This window comes from Streptomyces sp. NPDC056600 (assembly GCF_042792855.1).
Lineage (GTDB): Bacteria > Actinomycetota > Actinomycetes > Streptomycetales > Streptomycetaceae > Streptomyces.
In genome coordinates this window covers 80,171-100,905 of record NZ_JBHTVQ010000006.1, presented here as the reverse complement: position 1 = coordinate 100,905, position 20,735 = coordinate 80,171, and the positions used below count along the sequence as shown (strand labels likewise).

Here is a 20,735-nt window from a genome sequence, read left to right as displayed (position 1 = left end):
GCCTGCCAGTTCTGTGGAGCGGACCGGTCCCTGCCCCCGTGGGCCCGCTCTCCCGCATCCAACCACGGACGGTCGGACGGTCGCTCATTACCCATGGGTTACCCAGCCGGGGGCGGGCTCAGACCGGATTGCCCCGCGCTCCGTCGCACCGCCCGCACCCGGCGCCTTCGCACCCGCCGGGTCCCGCAGCACCACCTTGGCCAGCGACTCCACCACGTCGGGGGCGTAGGTCCCCGCCGTGCCCAGCCGCAGGTCCTCCAGGGCGCGCAGGCACGCCCCCGGGCCTCCGGCGCGCTGGGCCATCTCGTCGTAGGCGTTGGCGGCCCGCACGATGCGCGCCGCCCGCGGCTGTCGGGTCCAGGGCTCGGCCTGCGACTCGACGACCGCGGCCACCCGGGGGTCCACGCCCGTCTGGCGGACGACGGCGCCGCCGAGGAGGGCCGTGCGCCGCTGCTCGGCCGCCGACAGCCGGGTGGTGGCACCGTCGGGGACGGGGTCGACGAGGGCGAGCTGGCCGATGTCGTGCATCAGCGCCGCGTACTCCAGCACGGTGAGGTCGCTGCCGGTCAGCCCCATGTCCCGGCCGACGGCCAGGCTCAGCGAGGCGACCCGGTGCGCGTGGCCATGGGGGGTGTAGCCGGCCACCTCGGTGGCGCGGGCCAGGGAGGCGATGGTCTGCCGGTAGGTCGCCCGGACGGCGGCGTACCGGCGGAAGGCCAGCTGGGCCAGCAGCAGCGGGACGCAGAAGACCGGCAGCGCGAACAGCCCGGCGGCGTCCACGGCGAGGGCGATCACGATGCCCGAGGAGCCGGTGACCGAACTCATCCGGGTGGTCCCGCGCAGTTCCTCGCGCAGCAGCGGGCCGAACGCCCGGCCGGTGCGGGAGCGGTTGAGGACCGCGCCGGTCACCGAGTCGGCGAGGGCGGCGAGCAGCAGCACGACGATCACCGTCAGGACGTGCCACGGCCCGGGGCCGGGGGCCTCCGGCGCGGGCACGGTGAGCGGGCGGCAGCAGACGGCGATGAACCCGACCGTGAGCACCCGGCGGGCCAGGTGGTCGGCGGTGGGCCGTCCGCCGGGCCGGGGCCGGGCGATGTGCCCGATCCTCCCCGCGAGGGTGGCGACGGCGACCACGGCGACCGCCTGGGTGACGGAGGGCGGGGCCAGCAGGGCGTAGGCCAGCGCCGCCGCGGCCCCGACCGGGGCGGGATCGCGTTCCTCGGGCAGGCACTCGGGCAGCCGCAGCATCTCGCCGAAGGCGATGAAGAGGACGAAGACACAGGCGCTCTCGCGGCCGGCGACACCGTGCCAGAGCGCCTCGGCGAGGGAGACCGCGGCGAGCAGCGCGGCGGCGAGGTGGACCGCGGCGCGCGGCGCGGCCCCGGGGCGCGGGAGGAGGGTGCGCGGCTGCTTCACGGGCGACCGCCCTCACCGCGCGGGGCGGTCGGTCCGGCGCCCCGCCCGGCGACGCCGGCCTGGGCCCGCGCGGCGGGTGCGGCGGGTGCGGCGGGTTCGGCCGGTGGTGTGGGGTCGGCGGGTGCGGTGGGGTCCGTCGATGCGGCGGGGTGCGCCGGGGCGGGCGCCGTCGCCTTGCGGGCTCGGCCGGGCACCGGCTCCCGCGGCGCGGGGTCGGGGGCGGGCACCGGCTCCCGGGCAGCGGGAGCCGGTGCCGGGTCGTCGGAGGTGACGACGGGGTTCCAGCCGTGGCGGTCGAGCGCGCGGGTGAGGGCGGTGACCATCCGCGGGTCGAACTGGGTGCCGGCGCACCGGGCGAGTTCCGCCAGGGCCGTCGGCACCGGCCGGGCGCGGCGGTAGGAGCGGGTGGAGGTCATCGCGTCGAATGCGTCGGCGACCGCGACCACCCGGGCGCATTCGGGGATCTGACCGCCCGCCAGCCCGTAGGGGTAGCCGCTGCCGTCGAGCCGTTCGTGGTGGTGGAGGATGGCCGCCCGCGCCTCCTCCAGGAAGCCGATGCCGCGTGTCATCTCGTGGCCGTACTCGGGGTGCAGCTCGATCGCCCGGCGTTCCTGCGGTGTGAGCGGGCCGTCCTTGCGCAGCAGCCGGGTGGGAACGCCGATCTTGCCGACGTCGTGCAGGATGCCGGCGAAGCGGATGACCTCGACGCGTTCGTCGGCCATGCCGAGCTCGCGGGCGATCATCACCGAGGCCTGGCCGACCCGCTCGCTGTGCCCCCGGGTGTAGTTGTCCTTGAGGTCGACCGCCCGCACCAGGGCCCGCACGGTGGAGCGGTGGGCGGTGCGCTCCTGGTCGGAGTGGGCGAACACCCACCAGGTGACGTACATCGGCAGCAGCACCAGCAGGGCGGCGGCGGGGCCGTCCGGCGAGCGCCACAGGACTGCCATCAGCACGCCGGCCAGTCCGTGCACCGCCATCGGCGGCAGCGAGCGGACGAACTGCCGCCACCAGGGGTCGCGGGCCGGGAACCGGTCGGCCAGCGCCTTCATCCCGCCGTCCAGCAGCGCCGCGCACAGGCAGAAGACCGGTACGGCGAGGGCGGCGGCGGCCAGGGCGCGCGGGAGGTGGGAGGCGACCACGGCGTCGCGTCCGCCGAGCACCCAGTACGTCCAGGCGGTGGCGTGGACGGACAGGCAGAGCACGGCGGCGCGCCACAGGCGCCTCAGCAGTCTGGGCGGGTCGGCGACCGGGGAGAGCAGGGAGCCCGGCACCGCGACCAGGGCCGCGGCGGGCGGCGGGAGCAGGAAGGCGGCGGCGAGGAGCACCGGGTAGAAGGCGTCGATGCCGGCCCTGCGCCCCGCCTGCCCGCAGCCGGCGTAGACCACGGCCAGCAGCGTCACCGCCCACCACGGCGTCCGCAGTTGCGGGAGCGACACCAGGCAGGCGCCGGCGGCCAGTACGGCGGCAGCCGCGTAGACACGCGCGCCGGCCGGCACCGATGCCGCCGGAACAGACCCCATGGCGTCCCCTCCCCGGCCGGACCGGGGCGGTCCGGTTCGTGCCCGTTCTGCACCGGAGCGTAGAGCGGCCGAAAGGGGTGCGGGGGGCCTGATAGGTGAATCCGCGGGCCTATGACCCGCGGATTAGCACGTACGGGTGAACGGTCAGGAGTCGCCGGATGACGCGGGGGTCACCGTCGCGCCCTTCTGGTCGACATCCGGCATCGCGGAGCCGTGCGTCACCTCGCCCGAGCGGATCAGCTCGATGCGGCCCATCACCTTCGCGCGCAGGTCGGAGGGGACGTCGTCATGACCGCAGCACCGCTTGACCAGCTTCTTCACGGCCTGCTCCAGGCCGTACTTCTCCAGGCAGGGCGAGCACTCCTCGAAGTGCTCCTCGAACTTCGTGCAGGCCGAGTCCGGCATCTCACGGTCGAGGAACTCGTAGAGATGGTCGAGGATCTCCGCGCAGTCCGTCTCGTGCGGCTCTCCACAGCTCATGAGCCCGAGCCTTTCGCTTCGTTCGACTCTCCGGCGCCGGCGGGGACGAGCCCGCGGTCGCGGGCGTAGTCCTCGAGCATGCCGCGCAGCTGGCGACGGCCCCGGTGCAGCCGGGACATCACCGTACCGATGGGTGTCCCCATGATGTCCGCGATCTCCTTGTAGGCAAACCCCTCGACATCCGCCAGGTAGACGGCGATGCGGAACTCCTCGGGGATCGCCTGCAGGGCCGACTTCACGTCGGAGTCCGGCAGGTGGTCCAGCGCCTGGGACTCGGCGGAACGCAGACCGGTCGACATGTGCGACTCGGCGCGCGCCAGCTGCCAGTCCTCGATGTCCTCGGCGGCGCTGCGCTGGGGCTCCCGCTGCTTCTTGCGGTAGGAGTTGATGAACGTGTTGGTGAGGATCCGGTACAGCCAGGCCTTGAGGTTGGTGCCCTCACGGAACTGGTGGAAGGACGCGTACGCCTTGGCGTAGGTCTCCTGCACCAGGTCCTCGGCGTCGGCCGGGTTGCGCGTCATGCGCAGCGCGGCCGAGTACATCTGGTCGAGGAACTCCAGCGCGTCCCGCTCGAACCGGGCGCTGCGCTCCTCGGTCGTCTCGGTCGTCCGCCTGCCCTCGGCGCCCTCGGCGCTCGCGGGCTGCTCCGCGTCGGTCCCGGTGACCGGACCCACCTCCTCCAACGTCGTACCACTCGAATCGGAGAATAGACGACGTTCCCCCCCGGCCGCCCGCCGGGCTGCGCCGGTGCGGGTCGAGGGAAGCACCGACCATTCGAGGTCGGTGGCGCGACGACTGGGGCACGCGACGGATCCCATGCGGCGGATTCCTCCCGGGACGACTGGTCAGAACGTGTTGTTCTCCCCCTTCAACCTCACACTCCCCCGTGGCATTCCCGCCGCCTCGGAGTCAGTGGGCCGAACCCGAGAGCTGGAGGCCGATGACGCCGATGATGACCAGGCTGATCGAGACGATCTTCAGCACGGACACCACGTCCCCCATGAAGACCATGCCGTAGATCGCCGTGCCGGCCGCACCGATGCCGGTCCACACGGCGTACGCGGGTCCCACGTCCAGCCGCTTGAGCGAGAGGGTCAGCAGGCCGAAGCTGCCCAGCGCGAACGCGCAGAAGGCCATCGTCGGGTAGAGCCGGGTGAACCCGTTCGAGAGCTTGAGGCAGACCGCGAACCCGGTCTCGAGCAGTCCGGCGATCACGACCAGCAGCCACGCCATGGGGTGTCCTCCGCATCAATCACGTCCGTGACCGCTCCGACCGCTCCCGCGCCGCGGGGTGGCCGGTGGACGTGATTATGCCCGGAATCCCCGGTCAGTCCCCTTCGCGCCGCTCGCGCGTCGAGAGCAGTCGGCGCAGCGAGTAGAGCCGCGCCGGGTCGGCGTGGCCGTCGGCCACCCACCGGTCGAGGGCGCAGTCGGGCTCGTCGTGGCTGCAGGCCCGCGGGCAGTCCGCGGTCCCGGCCTCCAGGTCGGGGAAGGCGTTGATGACGCGGGAGGGATCGACGTGCGCGAGGCCGAACGACCGGACGCCGGGCGTGTCGACGACCCAGCCCGCGGCCCTCTCCAGCGGCAGCGCCAGCGCGGAGGTGGTGGTGTGCCGGCCGCGCCCGGTCACCGCGTTCACGTGGCCGGTGATCCGCCGGCGCCCCTCCGGCACCAGGGCGTTGACCAGCGTGGTCTTGCCGACGCCGGAGTGCCCGACGAAGGCCGTGACCTTGCCGGCCAGGTGTTCGCGGACCCGGTCCGCGGCCCCGCCGGTCTCCAGCTCCTCGCGGCTGGTGACCACGTACGGGATGTCCAGCGCCCCGTAGAGCTCGAGCATCTTGTCGGGGGAGGCCAGGTCGGACTTGGTGAGCACCAGCAGCGGCGTCAGCCCGCCGTCGAAGGCGGCGACCAGGCAGCGGTCGATCAGCCGCGGCCGCGGCTCGGGGTCGGCGAGGGCGGTGACGATGGCCAGCTGGTCTGCGTTGGCGACCACCACCCGCTCGTAGGGGTCGTCGTCGTCCGCGGTACGCCGGAGCACCGAGGCGCGCTCCTCGATGCGGACGATCCGCGCCAGGGTGTCCTTCGCGCCGGACAGGTCGCCGACCAGGGCCACCCGGTCGCCGACCACGGCGGCCTTGCGGCCCAGCTCGCGGGCCTTCATGGCCGTCACGACCGTGTCCTCGACCAGGCAGGTCAGGCGGCCGCGGTCGACGGTGAGGACGAAGCCCTCGGCGGCGTCCTCGTGCTTGGGGCGGATGTGCGTCCTCGGCCGGTTCCCCTTGCGGTTGGGGCGGCTGCGGATGTCGTCCTCGTCGGTGTGCTTGCCGTAGCGACGCATGACGTGCCTTACCGCCGGTCCTCGAGCATCCCCGTCCACAGGTGTGTGAAGTCGGGCAGGGTCTTGGCGGTGGTCGCCACGTTCTCGATCTCCACCCCCTCGACGGCCAGGCCGAGGATCGCGCCGGCGGTGGCCATCCGGTGGTCGTCGTAGGTGTGGAAGACGCCGCCGCGCAGCGCGCGCGGCCGGATGTGCAGGCCGTCGGCGGTCTCGGTGACGTCGCCGCCGAGCCCGTTGATCTCCTTGGTGAGCGCGGCCAGCCGGTCCGTCTCGTGCAGGCGCAGGTGGGCGACGCCGCGCAGGGTGGACGGCGAGTCGGCCAGGGCGGCGACAGCGGCGATGCCGGGGGTCAGCTCGCCGACCTCGGAGAGGTCCACGTCGATGCCGTGGATCCGGCCGGAGCCGGTGAACTCCAGGCCGTACTCCTTCAGTTCGCAGGATCCACCCATCCGGGTGAAGATCTCGCGCAGCCGGTCGCCGGGCTGGGTGGTGCGCTCCGGCCAGTCCGGCACGATCACCCGGCCGCCGGTCACCAGGGCGGCGGCGAGGAACGGCTGGGCGTTGGACAGGTCCGGCTCGACGGTCAGGTCGCGGCCGAGCAGGGCGCCGGGCGTCACCCGCCAGACGTTCGCCTCGCCGCCGGACTCGGGGGTGTCCACCTGGGCGCCGGCGGCGCGCAGCATGTCCACCGTCATCCGGATGTGCGGCAGCGACGGCAGCGTGGCGCCAGTGTGCCGGACCTCGACGCCCTGGTTGAAGCGGGCGCCGGAGAGCAGCAGGGCGGAGACGAACTGGGAGGACGAGGAGGCGTCCACCTCGACCGGCCCGCCGTCCAGGGCGCCGCCGCCGTGCACGGTCAGCGGCAGGGCGCCGCGGCCGTCGTCGTCGATGCGGGCGCCGAGGGCGCGCAGCGCGTCGATCACGCCGTGCAGCGGGCGCTCGTGGGAGCGGGGGTCGCCGTCGAAGCGGACGGGGCCGTTGGCGAGGGCGGCCACCGGCGGAAGGAAGCGCATGACCGTGCCGGCGTTGCCGACGTCGAGCGAGGCCGGGCCGGCCAGCGGGGCGGGGATGACCCGCCATGCCTCGCCGGCCTTGTCGCCGCCGGGGGTGGCGGCCGGCGTGGCGGCGGAGTTGGAGGAGATGGTCTCCTCGATGCCGACGCCGAGCGCGCGCAGCGCTTCGGCCATCAGCAGGGTGTCGCGGGAGCGCAGCGGGCGGCGGATCCAGCCCGGCTCGGAGGCCAGGGCGGCCAGCACCAGCGCGCGGTTGGTGACCGATTTCGATCCCGGCACGTGGACCGTCGCGTCGACGGGCCCGCTCGCGGTGGGGGCGGGCCAGAGATCGGTCTGCTGCGCGGAGTGAACGGTCATACAGCCCACTCTAGTGGCTGGCCGCACAGGAGATTCCTGATCAAAAGCGCGGAAATATCGTCGAAACAGGTCCGTGGTAGCGGCTTTCCGCACGCCGGAGGCCCACAGTGCGAGACGCGGACGCTCAGAGGCCGAGCAGCCAGCGCGCTCCGCCCGTCAGGGAGCAGAGCGACACGACGTGGAAGAGGAAGAGCCACAGCGCGGGCGGGGTGCCGGTGAGGGAGGCCAGCTGGTCGGCGTCGGACGCGCCGGTGGGGTTGCGGCGCCGCTCCCGCTGGAGCTCGAAGGCCGGCCGGACGCCGCCCAGCAGCAGGAACCACACCACCGCGTAGGCGAACGCGGCCTGCACCTGGGGGCCCGCCTGCCAGGACACCAGCAGGAACAGGGCGCCGGTGAGCAGCACCGTGAGCACGCCGTACACGTTGCGGATCATCACCAGCATGACCAGCAGCAGCGCGGTGGCCAGCCACAGCAGGAGCGTGATCCGGCCCTCCGAGAGCAGCGCCGCGCCGCCCAGGCCCAGCAGCGGCGGGGCGGTGTAGCCGGCCAGCGCGGTGAGCACCATGCCGAGCCCGCGGGGCTTGCCCCGGCTGACGGTGAGGCCGCTGGTGTCGGAGTGCAGCCGTATCCCGGTGAGCGTGCGGCCGGTGAGCAGGGCCACCAGGGCGTGGCCGCCCTCGTGCGCGATGGTGACGGCGTTGCGCGCCACCCGCCAGACGGCGTTCGGCAGCACCACGGCCAGGGCGGCCGCGGCGGTGGCGACCACCACCCACAGGTCGGGGTCGGGCTGGCGGCCGAGCACCTGGTCCATCGCTGGGGTCTCCTTCGCGGGATGGGCGTGCGGTGGGGGCACGCGGTCCGTGCGGCGTCTTCCGGAAGCCGGTGGCCCGGGCGGCGCCCGGCCTGGCAGTGTGGCACGTATGTGCGGACGGTATGCATCCTCGCGGGCTCCGGAGGACCTCGCGGACATCTTCGGCGTCGAGGCCGGACTCCCCTCGCTGCGACCCGGCCCGGGCACGCCGGGCGACGATCCCGAGGAGTCCTCCACCCCCGGGCACGAACCCGGCTCCCCCGACTACAACGTCGCCCCGACCAAGGAGGTGTTCGCCGTCCTGGACCGCCCGGTCAAGGGGTCCGGCGATCCCCGGCCGGTGCGGCAGCTGCGCCGCCTGAAGTGGGGTCTGGTGCCCAGCTGGGCCAAGTCCCCCGACGGCGCGGCCCGCATGATCAACGCGCGGGCCGAGACGGTGCACGAGAAGCCCTCCTACCGCCGGGCCTTCGCCACCCGCCGGTGCGTGCTGCCCGCCGACGGCTACTACGAGTGGGTCACCGGCAAGGAGGAGCGGGACCTGGAGGTCGAGGGGCGGCGGAAGCGTCCGCGCAAGCAGCCGTACTTCGTCACGCCGGCCGACGGCTCCGTCTTCGCCATGGCGGGGCTCTACGAGTTCTGGCGCGACCGCACCCTGCCGGACGACCATCCGCTGGCCTGGTGGGCGACCTGCTCGGTCATCACCACCGAGGCGGAGACCTCACCACTGGCCGTCGCCCCGGCCGAGGGGCCGCGGACCCTGGCGGAGATCCACCCGCGGATGCCGCTGATGCTCACGGCGGACCGCTGGGACGCCTGGCTCGACCCGCGCCGAGACGACCCGGACGAGCTGCGCGGCCTGCTCACCCCGCCGCCGGCCGGCCTGATGCGCGCCTACCCGGTGTCCACGGCGGTCAGCAACGTCCGCAACAACGGGCCGGAGCTGCTGAAGGAGCTGGCGGGGCCGGAGGAGGGCACACTCTTCTGACGTGAGCCCCGATCACCCCGGTCGCCCCGATCACCCCGGTCGCCGCGGTCGCCCTGGTGGCCGCGGTCGCCTTGGTGGCCGCGGTCGCCGTGATCTTTCCGAGCGTCCCGAGGCAGGAACCGTGCGCGACCCCGAGACCGAACCCGACACCGACGCGGCGACCGAGCCCGGCACCGACGCCGGCCTCGGGACCGAGCTGGTGGACACCGAGGCCGGGCAGGCCCGGATCACCTGGCGGCGGGCGGCGGACGCCCGGCTGGTCCTGGCCGTGAGCCACGGCGCCGGGGGCGGCATCGAGGCGCGGGACCTGCGGGCGCTGGCGGAGACGCTGCCCGGGCACGGAGTGAGCGTGGCGCTGGTCGAGCAGCCGTGGCGGGTGGCGGGGAAGAAGGTGGCCCCGGCGCCCCGGACGCTGGACACCGGGTGGCGCGGGGTGTGGCCGGCCCTGGTGCGCGAGGGGCTTCCGGTGGTGTCCGGCGGCCGCAGCGCGGGAGCCCGGGTGGCCTGCCGGACCGCCGGGGAACTGGGCGCGGCCGCGGTGCTGGCGCTGAGCTTCCCGCTGCACCCGCCGGGGCGGCCCGAGCGGTCCCGGGCCGAGGAGCTGGCGGGGGTGACGGTGCCGCTGCTGGTCGTCCAGGGCGGCGCCGACCCGTTCGGGCGTCCCGAGGAGTTCCCCGCCGGCCTGCGCCCCGCCGCGGTGGTCCCGCACGCCGACCACGGCTTCGCCGTCCCCAGGCGCGCCCCCCTGACCCAGGACGACGCCCTCCGCCTCGTCACCGACGCGGTGACCGCCTGGACCGCCACCTTGGCGTGACGTCCGGTCGGTGGCGGCGTGACGCCCGGGCCGGACCGGACCGGTGAGCGGCGTGACGTCCGGACCGGACCGGTGAGCGGCGTGACGTCCGGACCGGACCGGTGAGCGGCGTGACGTCCGGTCGGTGGCGGCGTGGGCTCATGCCGGGTCGCGGCGGGGGAGGGTGGTGCGGACCAGGTCGGCGGCGGAGGTGCCGGGAGGCGGTGGGGCGAGGAGACAGGACAGGCCCAGGCGGAGGGCGAACTCGCACACCCTCCCCGCCCCCGGCGGCGACCCCAGCGCCGCCACCGCCCGCTCCCGCGCGGACGCCACCAGCTCCCCCGGAGACGGCAGCGCGCCGTCCGCCCGCCGCTGCGCCGGCGCGCTCGCCGAGGACGGCACCGCGGTGAGCACGGGCGACGGCAGCCGCTCGGTCCAGCACCCGGTGAGCACCGCCCGGGCCAGCGCCCCGCCGCGCCCCGCCCGCGCGGTCCACTCGGCGAGGGCCGCGAGCCGCTCCCGGGGGTCGGCGTGCGAGGCCAGCGCCCGGTCGACCCCCGCCAGGTACGCGTCGGCCTCCCGCCGCACCAGCGCGCGGCCCAGCCCTTCCTTGCTGCCGAACTCGTTGTAGAGGGTCTGCCGCGACACTCCCGCCTCGGCGGCCACGTCGACCATGCGTACCGTCGCCCAGGACTCCCGCTCCAGCGCTCTCCCGGCGGCCTCCAGCAGCGTCTCGCGTGCCGTGCGCATCGTCGCGTCGCCTCCCCGTGCTCCCCGTGCTCGCCGGGCGGTGGGCCGGGGCTCGCCCGGCGGCGAGGCCCGAGGGCCCGCGCCCTCAGACTTGACGGGCCCTGAGGCACTGTCAAGGCCTCCGGACCCTCGCCTCCCTCCTGCCCCGTCAACCGCTCTCCGCCCCGTGTGGCCCGTCCGCGCGCCCGGCCGATACGGTTCCGCCATGGCCGACTACCTCGATGACCTGCGTTTCGCCCACGTCCTGGCGGACACCGCCGACGCCGCGACGACGGCCCGTTTCAAGGCGCTCGACCTGAAGGTCGAGACCAAGCCGGACATGACGCCGGTGAGCGAGGCCGACAAGGCCGCCGAGGAGCTGATCCGCAGTCAGCTCCAGCGCGCCCGGCCACGGGACGCGATCCTCGGCGAGGAGTACGGCGTCGAGGGCACCGGCCCCCGCCGCTGGGTGATCGACCCGATCGACGGCACCAAGAACTACGTGCGCGGCGTCCCGGTCTGGGCCACCCTGATCGCACTGATGGAGGCCGGTGAGGGCGGCTTCCAGCCGGTCGTCGGCGTGGTCTCGGCGCCCGCGCTGGGCCGTCGCTGGTGGGCGGCGAAGGGCCACGGCGCGTTCACCGGCCGCAGCCTGACCTCGGCCTCCCGGATCCACGTGTCCCAGGTGTCGCGGATGGAGGACGCCTCGTTCGCGTACTCCTCACTCTCCGGCTGGGAGGCACAGAGTCGCCTCGACGGCTTCCTGGACCTGACCCGCGAGGTGTGGCGGACCCGCGCGTACGGCGACTTCTGGCCCTACATGATGGTCGCCGAGGGCGCGGTGGACATCTGCGCGGAGCCGGAGCTCTCGCTGTGGGACATGGCGGCCCCCGCCGTGATCGTCACCGAGGCGGGCGGCTCCTACACCGGCCTCGACGGCCGTCCCGGTCCGCACAGCGGCAACGCGGCCGCCTCCAACGGGCTGCTCCACGACGAGCTCCTGGGGTACCTCAACCAGCGGTACTGAGTCCCGCGGGCCGGCGGTTCGAGTCCTGCGGCGTCCGCCGCCCGCCGGCGGTCCGGCCGCGCCCGTCGCGCCCGCCCGCGCGGCGGTTCCGCACGCCCTCCGGACCGCCCCGCAGTGCCCCGTGCGCCCTGCGGTTTGCCTCTTGTTGACCTGCGCATTGCCTGCGACTCTGGGAGCACCCCCGTTTGTGCTTTTGTGAAGCGCCGCTGACCAGGCGTTTCGCAGGAGGAGGTGACCGAGGCAGATGCTCGTCCGCGAAGCCATGTCCACCACCCTGCTCACCGTCGGCCCTGCCCACACGCTCCGCCAGGCCGCCGTCCTGATGTCCGCCCGCCGCGTCGGGGCCGCCCTGGTGCTGGACCCGGAGGCGGCCCACCCGGGCATCCTGACCGAGCGGGACATACTCAACTCGCTCGGCCTGGGCCAGGACCCGGACGTCGAGCGCGCCCACGCCCACCTCACCGCGGACGCCGTCCTCGCGGACCCCTCGTGGACCATCCATGACGCCGTCCGGGCGATGGCGCACGGCGGCTTCCGTCATCTGGTGGTCATGGAGCACGGAGAGCCGGCGGGCATCGTGTCGGTCCGTGACGTGCTGCGTTGCCTCTCCCGGGGCGAGATCCCGGCGAGACGGACGGGGCGCCCGGGTGAACCTTAGAACGGATCCAAATCCGGACAAGCTCCCGGGTCGCTGTTAGGCTGGCAGGCATGAGCGACCTGTTGGAGCGCCTGCGCGGACGCGGCTGGCGCATGACCGCACAGCGGCGTGTGGTGGCCGAGGTTCTCGAAGGCGAGCACGTCCATCTGACGGCCGACGAGGTCCACGCCCGCGCGGCCGCGAAGCTCCCGGAGATCTCCCGGGCGACCGTGTACAACACGCTCGGCGAGATGGTCTCCCTCGGCGAGGTCGTCGAGGTCACCACGGACAAGCGCGCCAAGCGGTACGACCCGAACGCCCACCGGCCGCACCACCACCTGGTGTGCGCGCGCTGCGGCGCCATCAAGGACGTCCACCCCACGGGCGACCCGCTGGCGGACCTGCCGGCCGACGAGCGGTTCGGCTTCACCGTCTCCGACGTCGAGGTGACCTACCGGGGCCTGTGCCCCGAGTGCTCCGCCTGACCTCACCCGCAGCGCGTGCCGGGCGGCCGGCACGCGAACGCGACAATGCCGAAGGGGTCGGACCGGAGAACCGGTCCGACCCCTTCGGGTTTCAGTAGCGGGGACAGGATTTGAACCTGCGACCTCTGGGTTATGAGCCCAGCGAGCTACCGAGCTGCTCCACCCCGCGTCGACTCGTTGAACACTACGCGACGCGTGGGCGACAGGCAAATCGGATCAGGCGCCCGGGCTCGAACACCGCAGCTCAGGGACCGTGACGCGGCCTCGACGGCGGACCGGCTCACGCGAAAAGTTCCTCGCGCGGCGGACCGGCTCAGGCGGAGAGTTCCTCGCGCAGGACGGCGCCCAGTCGGGCGGCCCGCTCGCGGACCTTGTCGGGGCCCAGCGCCGTCGCCCGCTCGGCCCAGCGCTGCCCCTCCGACAGCTCGCCCCGCCGCGCGTAGGCCAGCGCCAGGCGCAGCGCCGCGCCGCCGTGGCCCGCGGCGGCGGCCCGCTTCCACCACAGCACGGCCTCGGCCTCGCTGCCCTCCCGGGCCAGCAGCAGGCCGAGGTTGAACGCGCCGCTCTCCGAGCCGGCCTGGGCGGCCTCCCGGTACCAGCGGGCCGCCTCCGCCATGTCGCCGCGCGCGGCGGCCAGCATCCCGGCTCTGACCTGCGCCTTGCGGTGCCCCTGGCCGGCGGCCCGCTCGTACCACTCCTCGCACTCCGTCTTCCGGTGCGCGCACTGGCCCAGCTCGTGGGCGTGCGCGGGCGGACGGCGGCGGTCCAGGACCATCGCCAGCCGGTAGGCGGCCTCGGCGCTGCCCGCGCCGGCCGCGCAGCGCAGGTACCGCTCGGCCTCCTGCTCCTCGCCGTCGCGCAGCAGCGCCACGCCGACCTGGAGGGCGGCGTCCGGGTGCCCCGCGGAGGCGGCCCGCTCGTACCAGCGCAGCGCCTCCTTCTCCTCGCCCCGGTTGCTGTGCAGGATGCCCAGGTTGCAGGCGGCCTCGACGCTGCCCGCCTCGGCCGCCTTGGAGAACCACGGCTCGGCGCCGGTGGCGTCGCCGTTGCCCAGCAGCAGGACGGCCAGCGCGTTCGCGGCCTCCCGGTGCCCGGCGTAGGCGGCGCGGCGGTACCACTGCTCGGCCTGGGCCGTGCGGCCCTGCTCGGCGCAGAGCAGGCCCAGGTTGTAGGCGCCGTTGACGTCGCCGGCGTCGAGGGCGGCGCGGTACCAGCGGGCGGCGGTCTGCTTCTCCCCGCGCTCGGCGTGCAGCGCTCCCAGGGCGTTGGCGGCGGCGCCGTCGCCGTCGCGGGCGGCCTTGAGCCACCAGGAGGCGGCGTTCTCGGTGTCCCCGGCGTCGCGCAACAGGTGGCCGAGCGCGCAGGCGGCACGGGTCTCCCCGCCCTTGGCGGAGGTCAGGTACCAGCGGCCGGCCTCCTTGAGGTCGCCGCGGCGCTCCAGGATCTCGCCCAGGCGCAGCGCCGCCTGGTGGTGGCCGCGCGCGGCGGCCTGGCGGTACCACTGCTCGGCCTCCCGCGGGACGACGCCGGCCGACGCCCCCGCGGCGTCGTCGACGGCCGTCACGCCCGTGGACCGGGCGGCGGCCCGGTCACCGGCGGTCGCGGCCGGGGAGCCGTCGGCGGCGCGGCGCTCGAGGGCCACGGCGAGACGGTAGGAGGCCTCGCGGTGGCCGCGGTCGGCGGCGGCGCGCATCCAGGTCTCGGCCTCGTCGCCCGCGCCGCGGTGCTCCAGCAGGTCGGCGAGCGCGAAGGCGCCCAGGACGTGACCCTGTTCGGCGGCCTGGCGCAGCCAGTACTCGGCGCCCGGCTCGTCCCCGCGCTCGCGCAGGTGGCGGCCGAGGGCGTGCGCGGCGGCGGCGGAGCCGGCCACGGCGGCGATGCGCCACCAGCCGGCCGCCTCCTCGGCGTAACCGCGCTGATGGAGGAGGACACCCAGGTTGTTGGCGGCGGCGCGGTCCCCCGCGGCGGTGGCGGCGCGCAGCGGACCCTCGGCCCCGTCCAGGTCGCCGCGGCGCAGCAGCATGGCGCCGAGGACGCTCATCGCCTCGACGTCCCCGGCCTCGGCGGCGATGCGCTGCCCGGCCTCGTCCGCCGGGTCGCCGACGAGACCGGCGGCCAGGCCGGCTCCCTCGACGCCGGCGGCCTCATCGGTCCCGGCAAGCCCGTCCGGATCGACGGACGGCGCAAATCGCCCTGTGTCCAACAGAGTTCCCTTGTCCCCCATAACGTTCATCGTCGCACCACCCGAACCCCGGGTACACCTGGTATACCGCAGCCTTGGAGGTCACTTCAGCGTTTTGTCGACATGCCCACAGAGAGACAAGTGAAACACGGACACCCCCACAGCCCCGTCCCCGCAAGGGTCGTCGCCCCCTCCTGACCTGCACGGCAGTCCGGCACGGACAAGGCCCGGTTCCCCCGAACGAGGGACCCGGGCCTTGCACCGCACCCGAAGATCCGGTAGTGGCGCTGAGATCAGCTTCCGACCTGTCCGGTCAGTCGCCGGCCGAGGGGGCCCGGGCCTCCTCGGCGCGCTTCAGCGCCTCCTCAAGATCTTCCTGTGCCCGGCCGTACGCCTCCCAGTCGCCCTTCTTGAAGGCCTCCTGGCCCGCGTCGAAGGCCTTCTGCACGTCCTTCAGGGCCTCGTCGAGCGTGGCGTCGCCCTTGACCGGCGGAGTCTCCTCACCGGGCGGGGTCTCCTCCTCCGGCGGCTGGGCCTCGCCTCCGGCGCCGAACACCTTGTCCAGCGCCTGGGCCAGGGTGTCCTCGAAGGCGGTCTGGCCGTTGTAGCTCACCAGCACCTTGCGCAGCAGCGGGTACTTGAGGCCGCCACCGCGGACGTAGACCGGCTCGACGTAGAGCAGCCCCTCGTCGAGCGGAACGGTCAGCAGGTTGCCGTACTCGACCTGCGAGTCACCACCGCTCAGCAGCCGGATGGTCTCGGCGATGTCCTGTTCGGAGTTGAACGCCGACTGGACCTGCTTGGGGCCCTGGACCGTGGTGCTGGTCGGCAGCTTGAGGACCCGGATCTTCCCGTAGTCCTCCGCTCCCGCCTCGGCGTTGACCGCCATGAAGGCGCTCAGGTTGTCGCGGCCGTTGGGCGTGAACGTCGTGGTCAGCGAGAATGCCTGCTCCGACTGGCCGGGCATCTTCATGGAGAGGTAGTACGGCGGCACCGCCTCGCCGACCTTGTTGGTCGGGTCGTCCGGCACCTGCCACACCTCGCTGCCGCTGAGGAACGTCTCGGCGTCCTCGACGTGGTAGCGGGTCAGCAGCTCACGCTGCACCTTGAAGAGGTCCTGCGGGTAGCGCAGGTGCGCCATCAGCTGGTCGGAGATGGCCGAGCGCGGCTCCACCGTGTCCGGGAAGGCCTTCATCCAGGTCTTCAGGACCGGGTCCTTGGTGTCCCACTCGTACAGCTTGACCTCGCCCGTGTAGGCGTCGACCGTCGCCTTCACGGAGTTGCGGATGTAGTTGACCCGGTCCTGCTGCGCGATGACCGCGCGCTGGTCGGTGGTCAGCGAGTCGGAGGTGGTGTCGCCCAGCGTGGTGCGCGAGGCGTACGGGTAGCCGTTGGACGTGGTGTAGGCGTCCACGATCCACTGGATCTTCCCGCCGATGACCGCCGGGTACGGGTCGCCGTCGATGGTCAGCCACGGGGCGACCGCCTCGACCCGCTCCTTGGGCGTGCGGTTGTAGAGGATCTTCGAACCCTCGCCGATGGCGCCCGAGTAGAGGATCTGCGGCTCGCTGAACGCCACCGCGTACGCGGCCCGGTTCAGCGGGTTCGACAGACTGACGCCGCTCTTCCCCTGGTAGCGGGTGCCGACCTCCTGGCCGTCCTTGGAGTAGTCGATCTCCTCCTGCGGACCGCCGACGATCGAGTACTGCGTCGTCTTCTCGCCGTAGTACACGGCCTGCTGGTACGTGCCCAGCTGGCCCTGCGAGGGCAGGTCGTACTCCGTGAAGACAGGCAGGCCCTCGTTGTCGGCCTCGGTGCCCTTGGCGGCCACCACGCCGTAGCCGTGGGTGTAGCGGAAGTGGTCGTTGATCCAGTTCCGCTTCGGCACGCCGTTCAGGTCGAGCTCACGCAGACCGATCACGGTGTCCTGGGTCTGGCCCTCGACCGTGTAGCGGTCGACGTCCAGGTTCTCCGGGAAGCCGTAGTAGCTGCGGATCTGCTGCCGCTGCTGGAAGGTCGGCGAGACGATGTTCGGGTCGAGCAGGCGGATGCTGGCGGCCTGGTCGGCCTGGCCCCGCAGCTCCGGCTTCTTGTCCGGGGCGGCGCCGCGGCCGGAGAACGGGGAGACCTCCGTGTCGCCGATGTCGTAGGCGTAGCGCGTCGCGTCGATGTTCTTCGCGACGTACGGCGCCTCCTTGGCCTGCTCGTTCGGCTGGACCTGGAACTTCTGCACGATGGCCGGGTAGAGGCCGCCGATCAGCAGCGCCGACAGGACCATCAGGCCGAAGCCGATGACCGGCAGCTGCCAGGTCCGCCGCCACAGGGTGGCGAAGAAGAGCACGGCACAGATGACCGCGATGCAGAACAGGATCGTCTTGGCGGGCAGGTAGGCGTTGGCGTCGACGTACCGCAGACCCGTCCAGTTGTCCGTCGCCTTGAAGTCGCTGGACTTCACGGCCAGGCCGTACCGGTCGAGCCAGTAGGCGACGGCCTTCAGGGCCACGAACAGGCCGAGCAGCACCGACAGGTGCCCGGTGGCCGCGCCGGTGGCCTTGGCGCCCGGGGAGCTCAGCCGCAGACCGCCGTACAGGTAGTGGGTGACGGCGGCGGCGATCAGCGAGAGGATCACGGCCGCGAAGCCGAAGCCCAGCAGGAAGCGGTACCAGGGCAGGTCGAAGGCGTAGAAGGAGACGTCCAGCTGGAACTGGGGGTCCTTCCTGCCGAAGTCGACGCCGTTGACCCAGGTGAGCCAGGTGCGCCACTGGCTGCCGGCCGAGGCGCCCGCGACCAGGCCCACCAGGGCCGTGATCGCCAGCAGGATCCACTTCTTGTACGGGGCGATGCCCATCCGGTACCGGTCGAGGTTCTGCTGCTCGACCGACATGGCGCTCAGCGGCGGACGCAGCCGGTGCGCCAGCCAGATGTTGAAGCCCACGGCGGCGGCCATCAGCAGGCCGAAGACGAAGAAGAGCCCGATCTTCGTGGAGAGCGTGGTCGTGAAGACCGACGAGTAGTCCACCGAGCGGTACCAGAGCCAGTCGGTCCAGAACCCGGAGAACATGGTGAACGCCATGCCGAGGACGGCAAGGACGCCCAGCGTCATGAGCAGGGTCCGGGACCGCCGGGACGGGCGGCCCACTCTGATCCGCGGTCCTGTCGGGCCTCCGCCGCGGTCCGGCATCTGGAAAGCCAAGGTGCGCACCTCAAGTCAGTGTGTATCCGTCGGGTCCGCGCGGGCCCGGCGGGGGGACCCGTCCATCATGGGTCCCCACGTATGCAACTTACCGAGGCTTTACCCAGTTCCCGATTACGGGTGGATACCAGGCAGGATTGTGACCATGTCCAACACCCCCATGGCGGCGAACCCGCTCACCCGGGCCGTGCTCGAGATCGACGAGTACGCCTCCACCCTCGGCTGGGACCAGCCCGCCCGCCTCTTCGCCCTCGTCGACTCCGCCTCGCTGCGCGCCCAGGAGCCCGCTCTCGCGGACCAGCTGGGTCTGCCGGAGGAGGCGGAGACGGCCGCCCTCACCCCCGTCGAGCAGGATGAGATCCCGGCCTCTCAGCCGCTGGACGAGTTCCTCGCCACCATCGCCTGGCCGGACGCGGTGGCCGGCTGCGCGCTCACCGTGGAGCGTCTGATGCTGCCGCCGACGGCGGAGGCCGAGGTTCCCATCGGCCTCGACGACGCCGGGCTGGCCCGTTGGGTGGCCGAGCACCCGCAGCGTCAGGAGGTGCGGATGACGGTCGCCGTGCTGCGCGACGGTTCCCGTGAGTCGGCGCTGCGGCTGCGGGAGAAGGACTCCGCCACCGAGGTGCTCACCGGCGCGGGCCTGGTTCCCGGCCTGGCCGAGGCGCTCTCGGCGACCTTCGAGGACTGACGCCCGGGGCGCCCCTGGACGCGATCAGTGACGCGCGCACCGCGGGAGTTCGGCGGTGCGGCCCGCGCGGATGTCCTCCAGGGCGTCCAGGGCGTCGTCCAGGTCGCCGACCTTGACCAGCGTGAGGCCGTCGGGGATGTCCTCGGCGGCCGTCGCGCAGTTCTTCTCGGGCGTCAGGAAGTACCTGGCCCCCTTGGACCGCGCGCCCAGCGTCTTCATGCTGATGCCGCCGATGGGGCCCACCTCGCCCTCGTCGTCGATGGTGCCCGTCCCGGCCACGAACGCCCCGCCGGTGAGGCTGCCCGGCGTCAGCTTGTCGTAGATGCCGAGGGCGAACATCAGGCCGGCGCTGGGGCCGCCGACGTCGGCGAGCTTGATGTCGACGGAGAACGGGAACGTGTGGTCGGTCCCGGCCGCGATGCCGACGATGGCGCGCGGCTGGGCCTCGTCCTTGGACTTGGCCGTGGTGAGGGTGAGGTCCTCGGTCCCCTTCGGCCTGCGCCCCTCGCGCTCGGCCGCCGCCTGCTCCTTGGCCGGCACGATCGTGAAGACCACCTTCTCGCCGGGCTTGTGACGCGTCACCAACTTGGACACGTCGCCCGGCTCCTTCACCGGGGTGCCGTCGACGGCCTTGATCACGTCGCCCGCGTGCAGCACACCCTCGGCCGGGGTGTCCTTGACGACCGTGGAGACCACCACCCAGGACTCGACCGGGATGTCCAGCTCACGCAGGGCGGCGACCTTGGCGCTCTCCTGGGACTGGCTGAACTCCTCGGCGTTCTCCTGGCTCGACTCCTCCTCGGTCTGCCCCTCCGGGAAGAGCGTGTCGTGCGGCACCACCCTGTTGTCGTGGGCCAGCCAGCCGTACATCGCCGACACCAGGTTCAGCCGGTAGTCCGGGCTGGTGACCCGCACGGTGGTCATGTTGAGGTGACCGTCGGCGGGGTAGGTGCGGTGGCCGGAGATCTGCAGCACGGGCTCGCCGTCGTGCTTGCCGAGGGTGTTCACCGTCGGGCCGGGCGTCATCTCCGAGTACTGGGTCGGGACGGCCAGTCCCGCGCACAGGAGCACGATCAGCATCAGGGTCGAGGCGAGCATCGTCGCAGTGCGGCGTGGCATGGAACGACAGTACGGGACCGCCCCGCCGGAGCACCGCCGGGGCCGTCCGTACGGGCTGCCCCGGCAGTGCTCCGGCCTTGTGCGGCTTGTGCCGGACGGGGCGCGTGTCAGGAACCGGAGACCGAGGTGGTGGTCGTCGTCGACCGCTCCATGGCCTCACGGAAACGGGCGTATCCCACGAGCTCGGGACCGTCCCCACGGGTCCTGCGGGTCCGCAGGGCCCAGGTGCCCCACAGACTCGCGCCGATCGCAGCCACAAGCGGAATCAGCAACCAGGCGAGAGCCGCCATGCCGACCTCCCAACCCGAATGAGCGACTGCAACTGACTGATCAGCAGATTAACCATCCACTGTGACAACGCTCATATCGACCCCCCGGTTACGCAACCGGAGGACGGCGCCGGACGGCGCGACGCGCGGGGCGGGGGCGGCCTGGGGAGGGGGCGTGCGAAGCTGGCGCGGGGCGTGCCGGGGCCTCAGCAGGCGCCGACCCACTCCTCCGTGCCGTCGCTGAACCGCTGGTGCTTCCAGATCGGCACCTCGTGCTTGAGGTCGTCGATCAGCCGCCGGCACGCCTCGAAGGCCTCCGCGCGGTGCGGGCACGACACCGCCACCACGACCGCCAGGTCGCCCACCTCGAGATCACCCACACGGTGGACGGCCGCCAGCGCCTTGACGGGGAAGTCGGCGGCGACCTTCTCGGCCACCCGCCGAAGCTCCGTCTCGGCGGAGGGGTGGGCGGAGTATCCCAGCGCGTCCACGTCCGCTCCGCCGTCGTGGTTGCGCACCGTGCCGACGAACAGCGCGGTCCCGCCGGCCGCGTCGTCGCCGACGGCCCGGAAGACCTCGTCCAGCGACAGCGGCGTGTCGCGGATCGCGATGAGCTTCAGCGGATGCTGCGCCGCGCGCTCACCCGGGTGGACGTCGGAGGAAGTGGAGTCAGCCATGCCCGCCATCGTGCCC

The 20,735-nt window shown here is 73.4% G+C and carries 20 protein-coding genes and 1 tRNA gene; 6 read left to right on the top strand and 15 right to left on the bottom strand.

Annotation, left to right across the window (positions count from 1 at the left end; all coding sequences use genetic code 11):
• Nucleotides 1-87: 87 nt before the first annotated feature.
• The 8 genes from ACFRAV_RS05270 to ACFRAV_RS05235 form a co-directional block, all read right to left on the bottom strand.
• A complete protein-coding gene (locus ACFRAV_RS05270; protein WP_382551780.1) occupies nucleotides 88-1,416 on the bottom strand; it encodes an HD-GYP domain-containing protein in 1,329 nt (442 codons plus the stop codon).
• On the bottom strand, nucleotides 1,413-2,936 hold the full coding sequence (locus ACFRAV_RS05265; protein ID WP_382551778.1) for an HD-GYP domain-containing protein: 1,524 nt from the start codon (nucleotides 2,934-2,936) through the stop codon (nucleotides 1,413-1,415). The genes ACFRAV_RS05270 and ACFRAV_RS05265 overlap by 4 nt, the downstream gene beginning before the upstream one ends.
• Before the next feature lie 144 nt (nucleotides 2,937-3,080).
• A complete protein-coding gene (gene rsrA, locus ACFRAV_RS05260; protein WP_382551777.1) occupies nucleotides 3,081-3,416 on the bottom strand; it encodes a mycothiol system anti-sigma-R factor in 336 nt (111 codons plus the stop codon).
• Entirely contained in the window at nucleotides 3,413-4,090 is a 678-nt protein-coding gene (locus tag ACFRAV_RS05255) for a sigma-70 family RNA polymerase sigma factor (protein ID WP_170145091.1), read from the bottom strand. The genes rsrA and ACFRAV_RS05255 overlap by 4 nt, the downstream gene beginning before the upstream one ends.
• 235 nt (nucleotides 4,091-4,325) lie before the next feature.
• Nucleotides 4,326-4,649: a multidrug efflux SMR transporter gene (locus tag ACFRAV_RS05250; protein WP_351117642.1), complete on the bottom strand. Its 324-nt coding sequence runs from the start codon at nucleotides 4,647-4,649 to the stop codon at nucleotides 4,326-4,328.
• Nucleotides 4,650-4,743: 94 nt separating this feature from the next.
• On the bottom strand, nucleotides 4,744-5,754 hold the full coding sequence (gene rsgA, locus ACFRAV_RS05245) for a ribosome small subunit-dependent GTPase A (RefSeq protein ID WP_382551776.1): 1,011 nt from the start codon (nucleotides 5,752-5,754) through the stop codon (nucleotides 4,744-4,746).
• An 8-nt stretch (nucleotides 5,755-5,762) separates the two neighbouring features.
• Nucleotides 5,763-7,124, bottom strand: coding sequence for a 3-phosphoshikimate 1-carboxyvinyltransferase (aroA, locus tag ACFRAV_RS05240; protein WP_382551775.1), 1,362 nt, complete (start codon nucleotides 7,122-7,124; stop codon nucleotides 5,763-5,765).
• A gap of 124 nt (nucleotides 7,125-7,248) precedes the next feature.
• A complete protein-coding gene (locus ACFRAV_RS05235) occupies nucleotides 7,249-7,935 on the bottom strand; it encodes a M50 family metallopeptidase (RefSeq protein ID WP_382551774.1) in 687 nt (228 codons plus the stop codon).
• Nucleotides 7,936-8,044: 109 nt separating this feature from the next.
• Here ACFRAV_RS05235 and ACFRAV_RS05230 point away from each other — a divergent pair, with 109 nt between their 5' ends.
• Together ACFRAV_RS05230 and ACFRAV_RS05225 are read left to right on the top strand one after the other, a co-directional pair.
• A complete protein-coding gene (locus ACFRAV_RS05230) occupies nucleotides 8,045-8,920 on the top strand; it encodes an SOS response-associated peptidase (RefSeq protein ID WP_382551772.1) in 876 nt (291 codons plus the stop codon).
• A gap of 196 nt (nucleotides 8,921-9,116) precedes the next feature.
• Nucleotides 9,117-9,734 (top strand): alpha/beta family hydrolase, encoded by a 618-nt coding sequence (locus tag ACFRAV_RS05225; RefSeq protein ID WP_382551862.1) that lies wholly within the window; start codon nucleotides 9,117-9,119, stop codon nucleotides 9,732-9,734.
• A gap of 138 nt (nucleotides 9,735-9,872) precedes the next feature.
• Here ACFRAV_RS05225 and ACFRAV_RS05220 read toward each other — a convergent pair whose 3' ends face one another.
• The gene (locus tag ACFRAV_RS05220; RefSeq protein ID WP_351117647.1) at nucleotides 9,873-10,463 is read right to left on the bottom strand and encodes a TetR/AcrR family transcriptional regulator; all 591 of its coding nucleotides are present in this window, start codon (nucleotides 10,461-10,463) and stop codon (nucleotides 9,873-9,875) included.
• A gap of 205 nt (nucleotides 10,464-10,668) precedes the next feature.
• On the opposite strand from ACFRAV_RS05220, the gene hisN reads away from it, so the two are divergent.
• The 3 genes from hisN to ACFRAV_RS05205 all read left to right on the top strand — a co-directional run bounded on the left by hisN (nucleotide 10,669) and on the right by ACFRAV_RS05205 (nucleotide 12,591).
• Entirely contained in the window at nucleotides 10,669-11,469 is an 801-nt protein-coding gene (hisN, locus tag ACFRAV_RS05215; protein WP_351117648.1) for a histidinol-phosphatase, read from the top strand.
• 244 nt (nucleotides 11,470-11,713) lie between these two features.
• The gene (locus ACFRAV_RS05210; protein ID WP_382551770.1) at nucleotides 11,714-12,127 is read left to right on the top strand and encodes a cyclic nucleotide-binding/CBS domain-containing protein; all 414 of its coding nucleotides are present in this window, start codon (nucleotides 11,714-11,716) and stop codon (nucleotides 12,125-12,127) included.
• A 50-nt stretch (nucleotides 12,128-12,177) separates the two neighbouring features.
• Nucleotides 12,178-12,591 (top strand): Fur family transcriptional regulator, encoded by a 414-nt coding sequence (locus tag ACFRAV_RS05205; protein ID WP_351117650.1) that lies wholly within the window; start codon nucleotides 12,178-12,180, stop codon nucleotides 12,589-12,591.
• A 95-nt stretch (nucleotides 12,592-12,686) separates the two neighbouring features.
• On the opposite strand, the gene ACFRAV_RS05200 is transcribed toward ACFRAV_RS05205, so the two are convergent.
• From ACFRAV_RS05200 to ACFRAV_RS05190, 3 genes are all read right to left on the bottom strand, one after another.
• Nucleotides 12,687-12,760, bottom strand: a tRNA-Met gene (locus tag ACFRAV_RS05200).
• Between the two features lie 144 nt (nucleotides 12,761-12,904).
• Nucleotides 12,905-14,815, bottom strand: coding sequence for a tetratricopeptide repeat protein (locus ACFRAV_RS05195; RefSeq protein WP_382551768.1), 1,911 nt, complete (start codon nucleotides 14,813-14,815; stop codon nucleotides 12,905-12,907).
• Nucleotides 14,816-15,086: 271 nt separating this feature from the next.
• A complete protein-coding gene (locus ACFRAV_RS05190) occupies nucleotides 15,087-17,975 on the bottom strand; it encodes a UPF0182 family protein (protein WP_382551766.1) in 2,889 nt (962 codons plus the stop codon).
• 136 nt (nucleotides 17,976-18,111) lie between these two features.
• Here ACFRAV_RS05190 and ACFRAV_RS05185 point away from each other — a divergent pair, with 136 nt between their 5' ends.
• Entirely contained in the window at nucleotides 18,112-18,654 is a 543-nt protein-coding gene (locus ACFRAV_RS05185; RefSeq protein ID WP_351117653.1) for a PPA1309 family protein, read from the top strand.
• A 24-nt stretch (nucleotides 18,655-18,678) separates the two neighbouring features.
• On the opposite strand, the gene ACFRAV_RS05180 is transcribed toward ACFRAV_RS05185, so the two are convergent.
• The 3 genes from ACFRAV_RS05180 to ACFRAV_RS05170 form a co-directional block, all read right to left on the bottom strand.
• Complete coding sequence (locus tag ACFRAV_RS05180) at nucleotides 18,679-19,773, bottom strand: PDZ domain-containing protein (RefSeq protein ID WP_382551764.1); 1,095 nt, start codon at nucleotides 19,771-19,773, stop codon at nucleotides 18,679-18,681.
• A 107-nt stretch (nucleotides 19,774-19,880) separates the two neighbouring features.
• A complete protein-coding gene (locus tag ACFRAV_RS05175; RefSeq protein WP_108954472.1) occupies nucleotides 19,881-20,063 on the bottom strand; it encodes a hypothetical protein in 183 nt (60 codons plus the stop codon).
• A gap of 185 nt (nucleotides 20,064-20,248) precedes the next feature.
• Nucleotides 20,249-20,719, bottom strand: coding sequence for a molybdenum cofactor biosynthesis protein MoaE (locus ACFRAV_RS05170; RefSeq protein WP_351117655.1), 471 nt, complete (start codon nucleotides 20,717-20,719; stop codon nucleotides 20,249-20,251).
• Nucleotides 20,720-20,735 lie beyond the last annotated feature (16 nt).